This is a genomic window from Pseudomonas sp. NPDC077186, assembly GCF_044543505.1.
Taxonomy (GTDB): Bacteria; Pseudomonadota; Gammaproteobacteria; order Pseudomonadales; family Pseudomonadaceae; genus Aquipseudomonas.
Genome location: NZ_JBITWE010000003.1, coordinates 543391 through 561804, shown reverse-complemented (window position 1 = coordinate 561804; position 18414 = coordinate 543391). Strand labels below are relative to the sequence as shown.

At 63.1% G+C, this 18414-nt stretch carries 17 protein-coding genes; all 17 read right to left on the bottom strand.

The window, feature by feature from the left end:
- Nucleotide 1 precedes the first annotated feature (1 nt).
- The 17 genes from atpD to yidC all read right to left on the bottom strand — a co-directional run bounded on the left by atpD (nucleotide 2) and on the right by yidC (nucleotide 18413).
- A complete protein-coding gene (atpD, locus tag ACIGKL_RS14605; protein WP_021442424.1) occupies nucleotides 2–1378 on the bottom strand; it encodes a F0F1 ATP synthase subunit beta in 1377 nt (458 codons plus the stop codon).
- A 30-nt stretch (nucleotides 1379–1408) separates the two neighbouring features.
- A complete protein-coding gene (gene atpG, locus ACIGKL_RS14600) occupies nucleotides 1409–2269 on the bottom strand; it encodes a F0F1 ATP synthase subunit gamma (RefSeq protein ID WP_021442425.1) in 861 nt (286 codons plus the stop codon).
- 50 nt (nucleotides 2270–2319) lie between these two features.
- On the bottom strand, nucleotides 2320–3864 hold the full coding sequence (atpA, locus tag ACIGKL_RS14595; RefSeq protein WP_397487332.1) for a F0F1 ATP synthase subunit alpha: 1545 nt from the start codon (nucleotides 3862–3864) through the stop codon (nucleotides 2320–2322).
- Nucleotides 3865–3885: 21 nt separating this feature from the next.
- Entirely contained in the window at nucleotides 3886–4422 is a 537-nt protein-coding gene (locus ACIGKL_RS14590) for a F0F1 ATP synthase subunit delta (RefSeq protein ID WP_021442427.1), read from the bottom strand.
- A 14-nt stretch (nucleotides 4423–4436) separates the two neighbouring features.
- Nucleotides 4437–4907, bottom strand: coding sequence for a F0F1 ATP synthase subunit B (locus tag ACIGKL_RS14585; protein WP_021442428.1), 471 nt, complete (start codon nucleotides 4905–4907; stop codon nucleotides 4437–4439).
- A 56-nt stretch (nucleotides 4908–4963) separates the two neighbouring features.
- Nucleotides 4964–5221, bottom strand: coding sequence for a F0F1 ATP synthase subunit C (atpE, locus tag ACIGKL_RS14580; protein WP_003097235.1), 258 nt, complete (start codon nucleotides 5219–5221; stop codon nucleotides 4964–4966).
- Between the two features lie 148 nt (nucleotides 5222–5369).
- Complete coding sequence (atpB, locus tag ACIGKL_RS14575) at nucleotides 5370–6236, bottom strand: F0F1 ATP synthase subunit A (RefSeq protein WP_397487331.1); 867 nt, start codon at nucleotides 6234–6236, stop codon at nucleotides 5370–5372.
- Nucleotides 6237–6253: 17 nt separating this feature from the next.
- Nucleotides 6254–6658: a F0F1 ATP synthase subunit I gene (locus ACIGKL_RS14570; protein ID WP_397487330.1), complete on the bottom strand. Its 405-nt coding sequence runs from the start codon at nucleotides 6656–6658 to the stop codon at nucleotides 6254–6256.
- A gap of 159 nt (nucleotides 6659–6817) precedes the next feature.
- On the bottom strand, nucleotides 6818–7687 hold the full coding sequence (locus ACIGKL_RS14565) for a ParB/RepB/Spo0J family partition protein (RefSeq protein WP_397487329.1): 870 nt from the start codon (nucleotides 7685–7687) through the stop codon (nucleotides 6818–6820).
- A gap of 11 nt (nucleotides 7688–7698) precedes the next feature.
- Nucleotides 7699–8487, bottom strand: a complete 789-nt coding sequence (locus tag ACIGKL_RS14560; RefSeq protein ID WP_397487328.1) for a ParA family protein — start codon at nucleotides 8485–8487, stop codon at nucleotides 7699–7701.
- An 11-nt stretch (nucleotides 8488–8498) separates the two neighbouring features.
- Nucleotides 8499–9146 (bottom strand): 16S rRNA (guanine(527)-N(7))-methyltransferase RsmG, encoded by a 648-nt coding sequence (rsmG, locus tag ACIGKL_RS14555; protein WP_397487472.1) that lies wholly within the window; start codon nucleotides 9144–9146, stop codon nucleotides 8499–8501.
- Nucleotides 9143–11035 (bottom strand): tRNA uridine-5-carboxymethylaminomethyl(34) synthesis enzyme MnmG, encoded by a 1893-nt coding sequence (gene mnmG, locus ACIGKL_RS14550; protein ID WP_397487327.1) that lies wholly within the window; start codon nucleotides 11033–11035, stop codon nucleotides 9143–9145. The genes rsmG and mnmG overlap by 4 nt, the downstream gene beginning before the upstream one ends.
- A 580-nt stretch (nucleotides 11036–11615) precedes the next feature.
- Nucleotides 11616–13931 (bottom strand): 2OG-Fe(II) oxygenase, encoded by a 2316-nt coding sequence (locus ACIGKL_RS14545; protein ID WP_397487325.1) that lies wholly within the window; start codon nucleotides 13929–13931, stop codon nucleotides 11616–11618.
- Between the two features lie 206 nt (nucleotides 13932–14137).
- Complete coding sequence (locus ACIGKL_RS14540; protein WP_397487324.1) at nucleotides 14138–14503, bottom strand: nucleotidyltransferase family protein; 366 nt, start codon at nucleotides 14501–14503, stop codon at nucleotides 14138–14140.
- Entirely contained in the window at nucleotides 14500–14913 is a 414-nt protein-coding gene (locus ACIGKL_RS14535) for a nucleotidyltransferase substrate binding protein (RefSeq protein WP_397487323.1), read from the bottom strand. Before ACIGKL_RS14535 ends, ACIGKL_RS14540 begins: the two co-directional genes overlap by 4 nt.
- Nucleotides 14914–15145: 232 nt before the next feature.
- Nucleotides 15146–16513 (bottom strand): tRNA uridine-5-carboxymethylaminomethyl(34) synthesis GTPase MnmE, encoded by a 1368-nt coding sequence (gene mnmE, locus ACIGKL_RS14530; protein ID WP_397487322.1) that lies wholly within the window; start codon nucleotides 16511–16513, stop codon nucleotides 15146–15148.
- A gap of 157 nt (nucleotides 16514–16670) precedes the next feature.
- A complete protein-coding gene (gene yidC, locus ACIGKL_RS14525; protein ID WP_397487321.1) occupies nucleotides 16671–18413 on the bottom strand; it encodes a membrane protein insertase YidC in 1743 nt (580 codons plus the stop codon).
- Nucleotide 18414 lies beyond the last annotated feature (1 nt).

Below are 18414 nucleotides of genomic sequence, written 5' to 3'. Positions count from 1 at the left end.
ATTACAGTTTCTTCGCCTTCTCGATGGCTTCTTCGATGCCGCCAACCATGTAGAACGCTTGTTCCGGCAGGTGGTCGTAGTCGCCCTTGAGAATGCCGCTGAAGCCGGCGATGGTGTCCTTGAGGGACACGTACTTGCCCGGCGAACCGGTGAAGACTTCGGCCACGAAGAACGGCTGGGACAGGAAGCGCTGGATCTTACGAGCGCGCGATACCAGCTGCTTGTCCGACTCGGACAGCTCGTCCATACCGAGGATGGCGATGATGTCCTTCAGTTCCTTGTAACGCTGCAGCACGTACTGAACGCCACGAGCGGTCTCGTAGTGTTCGTTGCCGATGACGTTCGGGTCCAGCTGACGGCTGGTGGAGTCCAGCGGGTCAACGGCCGGGTAGATACCCAGCGAAGCGATGTCACGGGACAGTACCACGGTGGCGTCCAAGTGGGCGAAGGTGGTCGCCGGGCTCGGGTCGGTCAGGTCGTCCGCGGGAACGTAGACGGCCTGGATCGAGGTGATCGAGCCTTTCTTGGTGGAGGTGATGCGCTCCTGCAGAACGCCCATCTCTTCGGCCAGGGTCGGCTGGTAACCTACTGCCGACGGCATACGGCCGAGCAGTGCGGATACTTCGGTACCGGCCAGGGTGTAACGGTAGATGTTGTCGACGAACAGCAGTACGTCGCGACCTTCGTCACGGAACTTCTCGGCCATGGTCAGGCCGGTCAGCGCCACGCGCAGACGGTTGCCTGGCGGCTCGTTCATCTGACCGTAAACCAGGGCTACCTTGTCGAGAACGTTGGAGTCCTTCATCTCGTGGTAGAAGTCGTTACCCTCACGGGTACGCTCGCCCACACCGGCGAACACGGAGTAACCGCTGTGCTCGATGGCGATGTTACGGATCAGTTCCATCATGTTCACGGTCTTGCCGACGCCGGCGCCACCGAACAGACCGACCTTACCGCCCTTGGCGAACGGGCAGACCAGGTCGATTACCTTGATGCCGGTTTCCAGCAGCTCGTTGCCGCCGGCTTGCTCGGCATAGCTCGGCGCAGCGCGGTGGATTTCCCACTGCTCTTCTTCGCCAATCGGGCCGGCTTCGTCGATCGGGTTGCCCAGCACGTCCATGATCCGGCCCAGGGTCGCTTTACCGACCGGTACCGAGATGGCCTTGTGGGTGCGGGTGACGTCCAGGCCACGCTTGAGGCCTTCGGTCGAACCCATCGCAATGGAACGCACCACGCCGTCGCCCAGCTGCTGCTGGACTTCCAGGGTGGTTTCGGCGCCGACTACTTTCAGCGCCTCGTATACGGCTGGCACCTGATCACGCGGGAATTCCACGTCGATAACGGCGCCGATGATTTGAACGATACGTCCGCTACTCATCTTTGGTTCCTCTGAATATTTGAACCGTTCTTAAACCGCGGCAGCGCCGCCGACGATTTCCGAAATCTCTTGGGTGATCGCTGCCTGACGCGCCTTGTTGTAGATCAGCTGCAAATCGCTGATCAGTTCACCGGCGTTGTCGGTGGCGTTCTTCATCGCGATCATCCGCGCAGCCTGCTCGGCCGCGTTGTTCTCGACCACCGCCTGGTACACCTGCGATTCGACGTAGCGAACCATCAGACCGTCGAGCAGCTCCTTGGCATCGGGCTCGTACAGATAGTCCCAGTGATGCTTGAGCTCTTGATCCGGATCGGCCACCAGCGGAATCAGCTGTTCCACCGTCGGCTTCTGCGTCATGGTGTTGATGAACTTGTTCGAGACCACGGACAGACGGTCGATACGCCCTTCGAGGTAGGCATCGAGCATGACCTTGACGCTACCGATCAGGTCGTTGATCGACGGTTCCTCGCCGAGGTGGCTGATCGCAGCGACGACATTGCCACCAAAGTTGCGGAAGAATGCCGCGCCCTTGGAGCCAATCACGCAGAGATCGATCTCCACGCCTTGCTCGCGATCTTTCGCCATGTCCCTGACCAGGGCCTTGAACAGGTTGGTGTTCAGACCACCGCACAGACCGCGGTCACTGCTCACCACCACATAACCGGCACGCTTGACTTCGCGCTCGACCATGAAGGGATGGCGGTATTCCGGGTTGGCGTTGGCCAGATGACCAATCACCTGGCGGATACGCTCCGCGTAGGGACGGCTAGCTGCCATGCGCTGTTGTGCCTTGCGCATCTTGCTGACCGCCACCTTTTCCATGGCGCTGGTGATCTTCTGCGTGCTTTTGATGCTCGCAATCTTGCTGCGAATCTCTTTTGCGCCTGCCATTTGACACCTATCGGGTTAGCAGGCGGGCGTCTCGCGACGCCCGCTGCGGCTTACCAGGTTTGGGTGGCCTTGAACTTCTCGATACCAGCCTTGATGGCGGCGTCGATTTCGTCGTTGAAGTCACCTTTCACGTTGATCTTGGCCATCAGATCGGCCAGCTCACGGTTGAAGTAGCCCAGCAGGGCCGCTTCGAAGGCGCCAACTTTGTTCACTTCCACGTCGGTCAGGAAGCCGCGCTCGGCAGCGTACAGCGATACGGACATGTCGGCGATCGACATGGGCGCGTACTGCTTCTGCTTCATCAGTTCGGTGACACGCTGACCGTGCTCGAGCTGCTTGCGGGTGGCTTCGTCCAGGTCAGAGGCGAACTGGGCGAAGGCCGCCAGTTCACGGTACTGAGCCAGGGCGGTACGGATACCACCGGAGAGCTTCTTGATGATCTTGGTCTGCGCGGCACCACCGACACGGGATACCGAGATACCGGCGTTGACGGCCGGACGGATACCCGAGTTGAACATGGCCGATTCCAGGAAGATCTGACCGTCGGTGATCGAGATCACGTTGGTCGGAACGAACGCGGAAACGTCGCCAGCCTGGGTTTCGATGATCGGCAGAGCGGTCAGCGAACCGGTCTTGCCAGTCACGGCGCCATTGGTGAACTTCTCGACGTACTCTTCGGAAACGCGGGAAGCGCGCTCCAGCAGACGGCTGTGGAGATAGAACACGTCGCCCGGGTAGGCTTCGCGGCCCGGCGGACGGCGCAGCAGCAGGGAGATCTGACGGTAGGCCACGGCCTGCTTGGACAGGTCGTCGTACACGATCAGGGCGTCTTCACCGCGGTCGCGGAAGTATTCGCCCATGGTGCAACCGGCGTACGGCGCGAGGAACTGCAGGGCCGCCGATTCCGAAGCCGAAGCCGCCACCACGATGGTGTTGGCCAGGGCGCCGGCTTCTTCCAGCTTGCGCACCACGTTGGCGATGGTCGATTGCTTCTGACCGATGGCCACGTAGACGCAGCGGATGCCGCTGTTCTTCTGGTTGATGATGGCGTCGACGGCCAGGGCGGTCTTGCCGATCTGACGGTCGCCGATGATCAGCTCGCGCTGGCCACGGCCGACCGGGATCATGGCGTCGACCGACTTGTAGCCGGTCTGTACCGGCTGGTCGACCGACTTACGCCAGATCACGCCCGGAGCGACTTTCTCGACGGCGTCGGTGGCTTGAGCGTTGATCGGGCCTTTGCCGTCGATCGGGTTGCCCAGGGCATCGACCACGCGGCCCAGCAGTTCCGGACCAACCGGGACTTCCAGGATGCGGCCGGTGCACTTGGCGCTCATGCCTTCGGCCAGGCTGGTGTAAGCACCCAGCACGACGGCGCCGACGGAGTCTTGCTCCAGGTTCAGCGCCATACCGTAGACGCCGCCCGGGAACTCGATCATTTCGCCGTACATGACGTCGGCGAGACCGTGAATGCGCACGATGCCGTCGGAGACGGACACGATGGTGCCTTCGTTGCGGGCTTGGGAGGCGACGTCGAGTTTCTCGATGCGCCCCTTGATGATTTCACTAATTTCGGAAGGATTGAGTTGCTGCATAGCTCTGCTGCCCCTTCAAACTCAAGATTTCAATGCTTCGGCCAGCTTCGCGAGTTTGCCGCGAACTGAGCCATCGATAACCAGGTCGCCGGCGCGGATCAGTACACCACCGATCAAGGTGGCATCTTCCGCGGCGTGCAGACGCACTTCTCGGCCGAGCCGTGCACTGAGAACCTTGGCGAGTTTGTCTTGCTGTTCATCGCTCAATGCGAAGGCACTGGTGACATCCACGTCGATCGACTTCTCCTGCTCGGCCTTGTACAGCTCGAACTGGGCGAAGATGTCCGGCAACAGGGCCAGACGGTCGTTCTCGGCGACGACATGGATGAAGTTCTGTGCCTGGGCGTCGAACTTGTCGCCACACACCTCGATGAAGGCGGTGGCCTTTTCTGTACTCGTCAGACGCGGGGCCTTGAGCACGCGCTGCATGGTGTCGTCGAGCGACACCGCTGCAGCCAGGCCGAGCATGGCTGACCAATTGGCCAGTTGCTGGTGGGCCTGGGCGTGCTCGAAGGCAGCCTTAGCGTAAGGTCGGGCCAGCGTGGTCAGTTCTGCCATGATCGCGCCCTCGCTTAAATTTCGGCTGCCAGTTTGTTAACCAGCTCCGCATGCGCGCTTTGGTCGATGGATGCGCCCAGGATCTTCTCCGCACCGCTGACCGCCAGGCTGCCCACTTGGGCGCGCAGGGCGTCTTTGATGCCGTTGATTTCCTGTTCGATCTCGGCCTGAGCCTGAGCCTTCACACGGTCAGCTTCGCCACGGGCCTGATCACGGGCTTCGTCGACGATCTGCGCCGCGCGCTTCTTGGCCTGCTCGATGATTTCGGCAGCCTGACCTTTGGCGTCGCGCAGTTGCTGGGCCACTTTCTCGTGGGCCAGCTCCAGATCACGAGCCGCGCGGTTGGCAGCGTCCAAGCCGTCTGCGATCTTCTTCTGGCGTTCCTGCAGAGCCGTAATGACCGGAGGCCATACGAACTTCATGCAGAACAGCACGAAGATGAAGAAGGCAACGGACTGGCCAATCAGGGTTGCATTAATGTTCACGCCAACACCTCGCTCGTTCGTTGTCCGTCACACCAATTCACTCGAAAGCGAGTGAATCAGCCTGCGATTTGACCAACGAAGGGGTTCGCGAAGGTGAAGAACAGTGCGATACCAACACCAATCATGGTCACGGCGTCGAGCAGACCGGCGACGATGAACATTTTCACTTGCAGCATCGGAACCATTTCCGGCTGACGCGCGGCGCCTTCCAGGAACTTGCCACCCAGCAGACCGAAACCGATGGCGGTACCCAGGGCACCCAGGCCGATCAGCAGTGCAACGGCGATAGCGGTCAAACCAACTACAGTTTCCATTTTTCCTCCCGACTTACAGTCGTATTGGTTAAGGTTTTTGTTGAAGCGGTAAAGCGAAATCGTTTGTTTACAGCGGCCCCGAGGCCGTGGCCGCGGGGTTTGTCCTGGCAGGCGCCGCCTGGGGCGACGCCGCGGAACTTGTTACGGCTTAGTGGTTATCTTCGTGGGCCATCGACAGGTAGACGATGGTCAGCATCATGAAGATGAACGCTTGCAGCACGATGATCAGGATGTGGAAGATGGCCCAGGCCAGCTGCAGCACACCGCCCAGACCGCCGAGCAGCAGGCCGCCGCTGTACATGATGGCGATCAGGATGAAGATCAGTTCGCCGGCATACAGGTTGCCGAACAGACGCAGGGCCAGGGACACCGGCTTGGCGATCAGGGTGACGAACTCGAGCAGGAAGTTCACCGGCACCAGCAGAATCTTCACGGCGATGTTCTTGCTGCTGAACGGGTGCAGGGTCAGTTCGCCGAGGAAGCCGCCGATGCCTTTGACCTTGACGCTGTAGAACAGGATCAGAGCGAACACCGACAGGGCCAGGCCCAGGGTGGCGTTCGGGTCGGTGGTCGGTACCACGCGGAAGTACAGGTGCGGATCGCCGGCGATGGTAGCGGCCAGCATCGGCAGCCAGTCGACCGGGATCAGGTCCATGAAGTTCATCAAGAAGACCCAGACGAAGATGGTCAGGGCCAGCGGGGCGATCAGCGGGTTACGCCCGTGGAAGGTGTCCTTGACGCTGCCGTCGACGAACTCCACCAGCACTTCGACGAAGTTCTGCAGGCCGCCCGGTTGCCCGGAGGTCGCTTTCCTCGCCGCCAGGCGGAACAGAAGAATGAAGATCAGGCCAAGCACCACCGACACCGCCAGGGTGTCGACGTGGAAGGCCCAGAAACCCATTTCCTGGGCTTCCTTTGCGGAGTGGGCGAAACTCCAGCCATTCACCGGATGCTGACCGAAGGTCAGGTTCGTCAGGTGGTGCTGGATGTAACCCGAAGCGGTATCTGCTGCCATTATTTGCCTCGAACGCTTTAAGGTCTTGAAAATTTTGTTATCAGCAACGGGGCGAACCAGCTGACCAGCAGGGTCAGCAGGTAGACGCCGAACAGAACCGGCGCCTCCAGGGGTTTCACGCCCGCAAACGTCAGTGCAAACAGCACGAACGTCAGAATCAGTTTTCCCGCTTCGCCCGCATAGAACGAACGGACGATCTCTCGAGCCGCCCGCGCGCCGCTGAAGCGGAACGCCTTGTGGGCGAAATACAGATTCGGCAACCAGGCGATCATGCCGCCCAACAGCGCCGAATATCCGGCAACGCTCCCCAGCGCTTGCCAGGACACCACTGCGGCCAACAGCAGCACGATCAACTGTGCCAGCAGAACCGGGAACACCGGCAGACGATGGAAGGGCCGGCGCTTCGGCATACGGCGTTCCATCAACTGGGTTCCTCGACTCTCGACCGCTTTAAATCAATGAATTGGCATAAAAAGTGCCAACAAAATTGCGCGCAGAGTATAGGGGGCCTATCCCCCCCATTCAACTGCCGGGTAGTGATTTCCGACCGTGCGCTACATGGCCAGATGTGGCCAATTGTTTCAGCGGATATGGGCGAGCACGCCCTGCAATTCGTCGAGGGAGTTGTAGCGGATCACCAGCTGACCCTTGCCCTTGCTGCCGTGTTTTATCTGCACAGGCGAGCCTAGACGCTCCGCCAGGCGCTGTTCGAGGCGACTGATGTCCGGATCGGCCTTGGCCTTGGTCGGCGCCGGCTTGGCCGTCAGCCACTGGCGCACCAGGGCCTCGGTCTGACGAACGGTGAGGCCGCGTGCGACAACGTGTCGCGCCGCTTCCACCTGCTGTTCCAGGGGTAAACCGAGCAGCGCACGGGCATGGCCCATCTCCAGGTCGCCGTGCGACAGCAGGGTCTTGATCTCCTCCGGCAGGGCGATCAGGCGCAGTAGGTTGGTGATGGTGACGCGCGACTTGCCGACGGCATCGGCGACCTGTTGCTGGGTCAGCTCGAATTCCTGCTGCAGGCGCTGCAGGGCCACGGCTTCCTCGATCGGGTTGAGGTCTTCGCGCTGGATGTTCTCGATCAGCGCCATGGCGATGGCGGCTTCGTCCGGCAGCTCGCGGACCATGGCCGGGATCTTGTCCTGGCCGGCCAGCTGGCTGGCGCGCCAACGGCGTTCGCCGGCGACGATCTCGAAGCGACCGCCGCCGATGGGGCGCAGGACTATGGGTTGCATCACGCCCTGGGCGCGGATCGAGGCGGCGAGTTCTTCCAGGGCGGTCTGGTCCATGTCGCGGCGCGGCTGGTACTTGCCGCGCTGGATTAGCTCCAGCGGCACGTATTGCAATTCGCGCGTATCGACCTGGGCGGCTTCTTCCTGCAGCGCGCTGACGGTGTTGCCGCCGAGCAGGGCGTCCAGGCCTCGGCCCAGACCTCGTTTCTTCGCAGCCATGCGGATGTTCCTTAAGCGGTAGCGGTTTTCGCGGCGGAGCGCTGACGACGCACCAGTTCACCGGCCAGCGCCAGGTAGGCGATGGCGCCGCGGGATTGTTTGTCGTAGACCAGCGCCGGCATGCCGAAGCTCGGCGCCTCGGCCAGGCGCACGTTGCGCGGGATCACCGCGTCGTACAGCTTGTCGCCGAAGTGTTCCTTGAGCTGGGCGCTGACGTCGTTGGTCAGGCTGATGCGCGGGTCGTACATGGTGCGCAGCAGACCTTCGATCTGCAGCTTGGGATTGAGCAGCTGGGCGATGCGCTGGATGCTGTTGACCAGATCCGAGAGGCCCTCGAGCGCGTAGTACTCGCACTGCATGGGGATGATCACGCCATCGGCGGCGACCAGGGCGTTGATGGTCAGCATCGACAGCGACGGCGGGCAGTCGATGAGGATGTAGTCGTAGTTCTCGCGGATCGGCGCCAGGGCGTAACGCAGCCGACTCTCCTTCATCTTCATCTCGAGCAGGGCGACTTCCGCGGCGGTGAGGTCGCGGTTGGCCGGCAGCAGCTGGTAGCCGCCGTGCTCGGAGAACTGCATGGCCTGGCCGAGGTCGCATTCGCCGATCAGCACGTCGTAGATCGAGTGCTCCAGCCCGTGCTTGTCGACGCCGCTGCCCATGGTCGCGTTGCCCTGCGGGTCGAGGTCGATCAGCAGCACGCGGCGCTTGGTCGCCACCAGCGAGGCGGCCAGGTTGATGCACGTCGTGGTCTTGCCCACCCCGCCTTTCTGGTTGGCGATCGCGAATACCTTGGCCATCTTCTTTCCCCTTAGACCGAGCGACGCAGTATCAACAGATGGCGTTGGCCTTGGCAACCGGGAACCCGCAGCACGTGGGTGGCGCTGAGACGGAAGTCCGCCGGCAGGGCCTGCAGCTCGTCGTCCGGGTGCACGCCTTTCATCGCCAGCCAGTGGGTGTCGACGCTGCCGAGGTGGCGGGTCCAGTCGCTGAAGTCCTGCAGGCTGCTGAAGGCGCGCGAGCTGATGCCGTCGAACGGCCGCTCGGGCCGATACGCCTCGACCCGGCTGTGGACAACTTCGAGGTTGGCGAGTTTCAGCTCCAGCTTCACCTGGATCAGGAAACGGGTCTTCTTGCCGTTGGAATCGAGCAGGGTGAAACGCCGCTCGGGGAACATGATCGCCAACGGAATGCCGGGCATGCCGCCACCGCTGCCGACGTCCAGCCAGTTGTCCCCACGCTCGGCGACGAAGGGCAGCACCGACAGGCTGTCAAGCAGGTGGCGCGACACCATCTCGTCGGGATCGCGCACGGCGGTGAGGTTGTAGGCCTTGTTCCACTTGATCAGCAGGCCCAGGTAAGCGAGCAGTTGTTCCTGCTGGCGGGCGCTGAGCTCGATGCCCTGTTCGCGGGCGCCCTGCAGCAGTTCTTCGGCGTGACGCTGAGTGACCGACATCAGGCGCTGTGCTCCAGCTTCTGCCCGGCGCTGCGCTTTTTCAGGTGAATCAGCAGCAGGGAAATCGCCGCCGGGGTGACCCCGGGGATGCGCGAGGCCTGGCCGAGGGTCGCCGGGCGGGTGTTGCCGAGCTTGAACTGGATCTCCTTGGACAGCCCGGAGATCGAGGCATAGTCCAGATCATCTGGCAGCTTGGTGTCCTCACTGGCGCGCAGCTTGGCGATTTCGTCCTGCTGGCGGTCGATATAGCCGGCGTACTTGGTCTTGATCTCGACTTGCTCGGCCACCTGGTTATCCACAACCGGCGCGTCGGTCAGCTCGACCAGGGTGGCGTAGTCGATCTCGGGACGCGCCAGCAGGTTGAGCAGGTTGTATTCGTGGGCCAGCGGCGTACCGAAGCGCGCGGCGATGGCATCGCCCTGCGGCGTACCCGGGCGCACCCAGGTGCTCTTCAGGCGCTGCTCCTCCTGGACGATGCCCTCGCGCTTGGCCTCGAAGGCGGCCCAGCGCTCGTCGTCTATCAGGCCCAGCTCGCGGCCTTTTTCAGTCAGGCGCAGGTCAGCGTTGTCCTCACGCAGGATCAGCCGGTATTCGGCGCGCGAGGTGAACATGCGGTAGGGCTCCTGGGTGCCCAGGGTGATCAGGTCGTCGACCAGCACGCCGATGTAGGCTTCGTCGCGGCGCGGGCACCAGGCCTCCTTGCCCTGCGCGCGCAGCGCGGCATTGCAGCCCGCCAGCAGGCCTTGAGCACCGGCTTCTTCGTAGCCGGTGGTGCCATTGATCTGGCCAGCGAAGAACAGCCCGCCGATGACCTTGGTTTCCAGGCTGTACTTGAGGTCGCGCGGGTCGAAGTAGTCGTACTCGATGGCGTAGCCGGGACGCACGATATGGGCGTTCTCCATGCCACGGATGCTGCGCACGATCTGCAGCTGCACGTCGAACGGCAGCGAGGTGGAGATGCCGTTGGGGTACAGCTCGTGGGTGGTCAGGCCCTCGGGCTCGATAAACACCTGGTGGCTGTCCTTGTCGGCGAAGCGGTGGATCTTGTCTTCGATCGACGGGCAGTAGCGCGGGCCGACGCCTTCGATCACGCCCGAGTACATCGGCGAGCGATCCAGGTTGGCGGCGATGATCTCGTGAGTACGCGCGTTGGTGTGGGTGATCCAGCAGCTGATCTGTTTGGGCTGATGTTCACGCTTGCCGAGGAAGGACATCAGCGGCGTCGGGGTGTCGCCCGGTTGCTCGGTCATCAGCGAGAAATCCACCGAGCGGCCATCGATGCGCGGCGGGGTGCCGGTCTTCAGCCGGCCGACACGCAGTGGCAGCTCGCGCAGACGCTGAGCCAGGGCGATGGAGGGCGGATCGCCGGCGCGACCGCCGGAGTAGTTCTGCAGGCCAATGTGGATAAGTCCGCCGAGGAAGGTGCCTGTGGTCAACACCACGGAATCCGCGTGGAACCTGAGTCCCATCTGGGTGACCACGCCTTTGACCTGGGCGTTTTCCACAATCAGGTCATCGGCTGCCTGTTGAAAAATCCACAGGTTGGCCTGGTTTTCCAGAATCTGGCGAACAGCTGCTTTGTAGAGCACACGGTCGGCCTGGGCGCGGGTGGCGCGCACTGCCGGGCCCTTGCGGCTGTTGAGCACGCGGAACTGGATGCCGCCCTTGTCGGTAGCGGTGGCCATGGCCCCGCCCAGGGCATCGATCTCCTTGACCAGGTGGCTCTTGCCGATGCCGCCGATGGCCGGGTTGCAGCTCATCTGGCCGAGGGTCTCGACATTGTGGGTGAGCAGCAGGGTCTTCACGCCCATGCGTGCGGCAGCCAGGGCTGCCTCGGTACCGGCATGACCGCCGCCGATCACGATCACGTCAAAACGGGAAGGGAAATCCACCACGCACCTCGTGCCTGTTGAGAAAGGGGGTTTTCAGAAAGGCGGCAAGTATAGGGACTTCGGCCTCTTGAATGAAGCCTTCTGCACAAAAAATAGCCAGCCTGGTACAGCCGGTTTGGCCTGGATGCCTATGCCCTCTCACAGCTCTCGCTCGGCTTTGAGCGCTGTGAGCTTATAAAGAAAAGAAAGAGAGATTTTTTATAAAGCTTGTTCTTTATGTTTATGTATAGCGCAGGGCCTTTCTGTGGATAACAGGCTGTAGCCCTTGCCATTCCTGCTGTACAGCCAATGATAAGTCTGTGCCGTTCCTGCAGGGTTCCACTGGGAAAGCTGGTCATCCGCTGTGGGTGAAACAGCAGGTTACCCACAGGGGGATTTACGCCCAGCTTTGTCAGCGGGTTATGGGCAGGGCTTAGGGGCTGTTTTCCACAGGGTTCAATGGGCTGTAGATAGTGAAAAGGAGGTTTGCAAGTCGAGAACCAGACGGGCTGCCTTGGGAGCTGCCCGTCTGTCGATGGGAGGTGTTCGGTGGGGGCTATCGATCGCTGCTGAGGCGTGGGGACGGAATATTGTCGGCGGCTCAGGCAAAGCCGTCCGCGGTTTGCTGCAGCCAGTCCAGCTCGCCTGCCCAGTGCAGGCGCTCGGCGGCCTCTCGCTCGAACAGCGCCGGCGTCTTTTCCAGCACCAGGGTATAGGGCCGTCCGCTGCGCCGGGTCTCGTGGCGCACGGGGAGTTCGTAGCGCTCGATGAGCTGGTGGATAAGCTGCCGCTTGCTCTGAGCCAAGGGCCATTCCAGGCGTTGCTGCGCCGGCGCGCTGAGAAACCGCGCCAGGGGCGGACCAAGCTCCGCAATCCGGGCGCACTCGGCCGGTGGCGGGATCGACCAGTCATCGGCGGCACGAGCTGGCCGAGCCAGCCGAGCGGTCAGTATCTGCCTGCAATGGGCATGCAGCGGCGCCAGGCCCAGGTTCGGCGCATCCGCCAGGTTCGCGGCCGCCGCGTGCAACACGCCGAGCGCCATCTGCAAGGGCAGATCGGCGCTGCGCAGGAAGTCGATGATCTGCTGCTGCAGTTCAGGGCGGCGGGCGTCGCAACCACCGCGAAGCAATCCCAGCAGAGCGCCGCACGCGTCTGTCACAGCCTGGATCAGAGCGCCGGGGCGGGTATGCTGCGTCAGTGTCTGCTCGAGGTGTGTCTGTAGCCAGTTCCAGCGTTCTGCCAGCAAGGTGGCGGCCAGCACCGAACCATCGTTGACCTGCGCGACGCTCCAGGCATGGGTCAGTGCCGGCAGTGTCTGCGCCAGCCAGTCCAGTTGGCCGGAGGATGCCGGGTCATGCCCTGCCCACTGACGGAGGCGCTCTGCGCACCAGGGCGATCCGTGGCGTTCGAGCAGGCGCAACAGCCATGGCGACATCGGGGGTGTCAGTTGCTGCAGCGAGAAGGGGGCCAGCAGACCTGCGGCAGCCTGCTCGTTATCCAGCGCCGCGGCCACGGCCAGGGTGTCGCCCAGCAAGGCATAGTCCCGTGCCACGCCAGGGTGCCAGATGGGCAGCAGGGCCTGCGCCCATTCCAGCGCCTGCGCCGGATCATCGGCAGCGAGCCGCTCGGCGATCCGGGCGATGGCCCAGCGCGGTGACTGCCGGGCGCGAATGACGAAGGCGCGTTGGCGCGGCCACAGCACGACGGCCGCGCGGTGATACCAGCGATCGACGGTGTTGCCGTAGTTGCCCATGTAGCCTTCGTGCTCGGACTGGAACGGCGTGCAGTCGGCCGATGCTCGGGTGAGGCACAGCTCGCCATGGGCAACGCTATTGGCGGTCTCCGACGCCAGCGCCTCGCCATCGAGGGCGAGCCAGTGGCGCAGTTCGACTTCGCTGTCGATCAGTTCTCCCAATATCGGGTCACCGGTGTCGTCCTCAGCCTCGTCTTCTTCCTCGTCCGCATAATCCCAATGGCCGTAGTACTGATAGTCGTCCTCGGCCGACCAGGTTTCATGCACGTCGGCCAGGGCCAGGAAGATCTCCGCATCCAGTTGCTCGGCCACCTTGCGCAGTGCCGCGACGCGCAAGGCGTCGGCGCCCTTGAGGTGGGTCCAGGACAGGCCGCTCTGGGTGTACTGGTGATCGAGCAGGTAGACCAGCCGATCCGGCGACTCGCCCGCCTCATCGCCGGGCCAAAGCGGCGGCGCAGGGCGATGCCAGAAGGCATGCACGGCATCGGCCAAGGCGCCGATCTTCTCAGCCGGCAGCTCGGCGACTGGTCCCTGGTGCTGCGCGATCAGGTTGTAGGTCAGCGCGACTCGATAGCCCTGCTTGACCGGACGCACTTCGTGATGGCAATCGGCATAGAACGCGATCAGGCTCAACCGGCTCTCGGAGCCACGGGCACGCAGCGTCTGGCCTTGGTGCGAGACGACGAACTCGCCGCCGGTGAAGCGCGAAGGCAGGCTGATGACCAGCGTTCCCAGCATGCCCTCGGCCTTCTCCGAATCCTGATGCACGGCGAAGAACTGACCCGGCGCATACACCAGCAGATTGTGCAATTCGGCCTTGAGTCGAACGTCGGATGGTAGACCCAGGTCGCGCCGGGTGCGTAGCAGTGCCTGATCGAGCACGGACGCCCACTGCGGGGAATCGAAGCGTATGGCACCGGCTGGAATTTCCCAGGTATCGCGTACACGGGGATCGAGCCGCGTCTCATCCTTGTAGCCATGGTATGCCGGCTGCGCTACCGCGCACAGGCGATGGGCGGTATGGATGCTTATTGGCAGCGATACGCTGCCGACCCCGTCGATATGCAGGCGTGGATCGGCTTGCAGGGTGAAGCGGGTGGCGAAGTTGTCGGCGCCACCCAGCGTGGCCAGCAGCGAGGAAAGTGCTTGGGCGGGCGTGCTCATTTTTTCTCCATGTAGAGTCAGGCACGTATTGAACTGACCCGGTAGCTGCCGGATCCTAGTGTCGCGTCAACCATGAGATGTCGGGTCAGTGTGGGTTAGCGGTGCCCCCCGTCTCGCGCATCTGGGCGATGGACCGAAAAGGTTCGCAAGGAGTATCTGGCGGGCATCTATCCGTGCCTCGCCTCGAAACCCGGATCGATGAAGGTTCAAACGCCAGCAGTTCGCCGACGCCCATCAGGGCCCCGTTTCGCCTCCTGCACCACCACCTTGTCCCGCTCGATGATCTGTCGAAACGACTCACTGGTGGTTGCCCAGTCGACAATATCCACCTTCCAGGGCAAATCCGATTCGGAAAAATCGTCGGCCAGCGCCGCGCTGACGGACAATGGCAGTGGGGTGTCGGTGACGATGGCCAGATCCAGGTCGGAATAGGGCTTGGCCGACCACTTGGCCCGTGAGCCGAAGGCCCAGACGGCGTAGTGCGGTACAGACCTGTGCAGAATGTCGCGGACGATTGCCCAGTGATCGGGGCGAATGTCGATGGCCGGGGTGGATAGGCTGGTTCCGGTCACGCTTGGGCATCCTGCAACTGTTCAAGGAGATAGGTCGCTTCGCGTTGGAAGTCGGGAATGCTGGCCACCACTTGCAGGGCGATGTCTTCGTCGTAGGTGTGGCTGGTCTTACCGCGCATATCGCGGAAGCGGCGCCACTCTGGCCAACTGCTCAGCAGCAAGCCGCGCTCGTTGCCCGTGCGAATCAAGTCCGGAAAGTTCATGCTGTCGAACTCTGCGGGGCTTGCCGAGGTGGCTTCGAGGTGGCGCTTGAGCATCTTGTGGCTGATTTCGTAGGTGAACTCGAAGCGCTGGATCAGGCCATCGCGAATCTGCGTGTCGCTGATGTCCAGTTGATAGCGCTTCCAGCCTTCGTCCAGGCGCTGAATGGCGCGTTCCAGCGGGGTCAGGTCAAGGGTTTCGTCTGCCATGGTCGTGCTCCGCTCAGAAACCGAGTGCTTACAGGTTTGTCTGGATGGCGTCATTGATCAACTGCTGCTCGATGCGTTTGGCAGCCACCTCGGGTTCTCGAAAGGCGCCGTACAGGCTGTCGCCTTCGCCGCGTATCATCCACATCCGTGTCACACGAACCTCACAGATTTTCAGAGTAGAGCGGGGTGATGAAGTGTCCTACTTTACGGCACTGCTCGACATCATCAAGTTTCACTTGCCGATGCAGAAGCTGGAGAAGATCCGCCCCAGCAGGTCGTCCGAGCTGAAGGCGCCGGTAATCTCGCCCAGGGCCTGCTGGGCCAGGCGCAGGTCCTCGGCGAGCAGTTCTCCGGCGCCCATCAGGGTCAGCTGGTGGCGGCCGTGCTCGAGGTGCTGCTCGGCCTGGTGCAGCGCCTCGAGATGACGGCGCCGCGCACTGAAACCGCTCTCTGCGGTTTGTTGATAACCCATGCAGGCCTTGAGGTGCTCGCGCAGCAGATCCAGGCCGTCCGCCGACTTGGCCGACAGGGCGAGGGTGACATGACCGTCGGCGCAGGTCTGCAGCGCCACGGTTTCGCCGGACAGATCGGCCTTGTTGCGGATCAGGGTGACCCGCGTCGGATCGGGACGCTGCTCGAGAAATTCCGGCCACAGGGCGAAGGGGTCGGCGGCTTCCGGCGCGGTGGAATCCACCACCAACAATACGCGGTCTGCCTCGCCGATGGCCTTGAGCGCGCGCTCCACGCCGATGCGTTCGACCTGATCGTCGGTGGCACGCAGGCCGGCGGTGTCGACCACGTGCAGCGGCATGCCATCGATGTGGATATGTTCGCGCAGCACGTCGCGGGTGGTGCCGGCGATCTCGGTGACGATGGCCGCCTCGCGTCCGGCCAGGGCGTTGAGCAGGCTGGACTTGCCGGCATTGGGCCGGCCGGCGATGACCACGGTCATGCCGTCGCGCAGTAGGGCGCCCTGACCGGCCTCGCGCAGCACTGTGGATAAGTTTGCGCGCACGCCGTCGAGCTGGCTCAGCACATGGCCATCGGCGAGAAAATCGATTTCCTCCTCGGGAAAATCGATGGCGGCTTCGACGTAGATGCGCAGCTGGATCAAGGATTCGGTCAGCGCATGCACGCGTTTGCTGAACTCGCCCTGCAACGAGCGCAGGGCATTGCGCGCGGCCTGTTCGGAGCTGGCCTCGATCAGGTCGGCGATGGCCTCGGCCTGGGCCAGGTCGAGCTTGTCGTTGAGGAAGGCGCGCTCGCTGAACTCGCCGGGGCGAGCCAGGCGTGCACCCAACTGCATGCAGCGGCGCAGCATCAGGTCGAGCACCACCGGGCCGCCATGGCCCTGCAGTTCGAGCACGTCTTCGCCGGTGAAGGAGTTAGGCCCGGGGAAGTAGAGCGCCAGGCCTTCGTCCAGCGGCAACTGCTGCTCGCCGAAAAACGGGCCGTGGTGGGCGAAGCGCGGCTTCAGCTCGCGTCGGCAGATGGCGCTGGCCAGTTGCCCGGCCAGCGGCCCGGACACCCGCACTATGCCGACGCCCCCCCGGCCCTGGGCGGTGGCGACGGCGGCGATGGTGTCTCGGGCGTTGTGCATGGGTAACGGTCTCTGTTGGCTGTCCTGGGTAGGAGCGGCTTTAGCCGCGAAGAGGGAGTTGCGCGGTTCGTGGTTGAAGCCGCTCCTACGGGATCTGGTGAATAGCAAAACGCCCCAATCATGGGGCGTCTGCTTGCAACTGGGAAGCCTTGGCCAATCAGGCGCTAGCCATCTTCGCGGCTGCTTCGATCTTGCGGGTGATGTACCACTGCTGGGCGATGGAGAGGATGTTGTTGACCACCCAGTACAGCACCAGACCGGCCGGGAACCACAGGAAGAAGAAGGTGAAGATGATCGGCATCAGCTTCAGCACGCGCGCCTGCATGGGGTCCGGCGGCGTCGGGTTGAGCTGCTGCTGGATGAACATGGTGGCGCCCATGATGATCGGCAGGATGAAGAACGGATCCTTGATCGACAGGTCGGTGATCCACAGCAGCCACGGGGCCTGACGCATCTCCACGGATTCCAACAGCACCCAGTACAGGGCGAGGAACACCGGCATCTGCACCAGGATCGGCAGGCAGCCGCCCAGCGGGTTGATCTTCTCCTTCTTGTACAGCTCCATCATCGCCTGGGACATCTTCTGACGATCGTCGCCGAACTGCTCCTTCAGTGCCTGCAGTTTCGGCGAAACGGCGCGCATGCGGGCCATGGAGCGGTAGCTGGCGGCCGACAGCGGGAAGAAGATCAGCTTGATGATGATGGTCAGCACGATGATCGACCAACCCCAGTTACCCAGCAGGCCGTGGATCACTTCCAGCAGCCAGAAGATCGGCTGGGCGAGGAACCACAGGAAGCCGTAGTCGACGGTCAGCTCCAGACCCGGCGACAGGGTGCCCAGGTGCTCCTGCAGCTTGGGACCGGCATAGAGGATGGCGCCGGTCTCGCCCTGACTGCCGGCGGCGACCTGCACGGCCGGGCCGGTGAAGCCGACGATGTAGTTGCCCTGGCTGTCCTTGCGGGTCTGCACCAGGTTGCTGCTGTCCTTGCTCGGCACCCAGGCGGTGACGAAGTAGTGCTGCAGCCAGGCGACCCAGCCGCCCTGCACGGTTTCCTTGAAGGGCTGCTTGTCGATGTCCTTCATCGACACCTTCTTGTACGGCTCCTCGCTGGTCCACAGCGCCGCGCCCAGGTAGGTGGCGGTGCCGGTGGCGGTGGTGGAGGACGGATCGCCGCTGCTGTCGCGCTTGAGCTGGGCGAACAGGTTGCCGCTCCAGGCCTGATCGCTCTGGTTGTCGATCAGGTAACGCACGTCGACCTGATAGGCGGACGGATCCACGCAACCGGGTTTCTTCAGCTGCTGCTCACGCGCCGAGCACTGCGGGTTGAGGCCGCGCTTGAAGCTGTAGCGCTTGATGTAGCTGACCCCGTTCTCGCTGTAGGTCAGGTCGACCACCAGGCTGTCCTGGCCGTCGGCCATCGCGTAGCTGGTTTTCTCGCTCGACCACAGCGCGCGACCGCTGGACTTGTCCGGGGCGTTCTGGCCGATCAGGCCGCTCTGCGCCAGGTAGGTGCGTTCGCCGCCATTGTCGAACAGCTGGAAGGGCACGTCCGGGCGATCCTGACGCCGCGGGTACTGTGGCAGGCGCAGTTGCACCACGTCGCCACCGCGCGGGTCGATGGCCAGCTCGAGCACGTCGGTCTTGACCCGGATCAGCTCGTCGCTGGCGGCTGCAGTCGGCGCGACGGCTGCGGCGCTGGGTTCGGCCACGGCAGTGGGGATGTCGTCGCCGGCGGTTGCGGCAGTGGCCGGGGTGTCCGGCAGGGCGGGCGTCGCGGCGGTCGAGGACTGTACCTCGGCCGGCAGGGCGGCCTGGCCGTAGTCCTCGTTCCATTGCAGGACCATGAGGTAGGACACGACTGCCAGGGCGACGATCAGGATCGAACGTTGGATATCCATG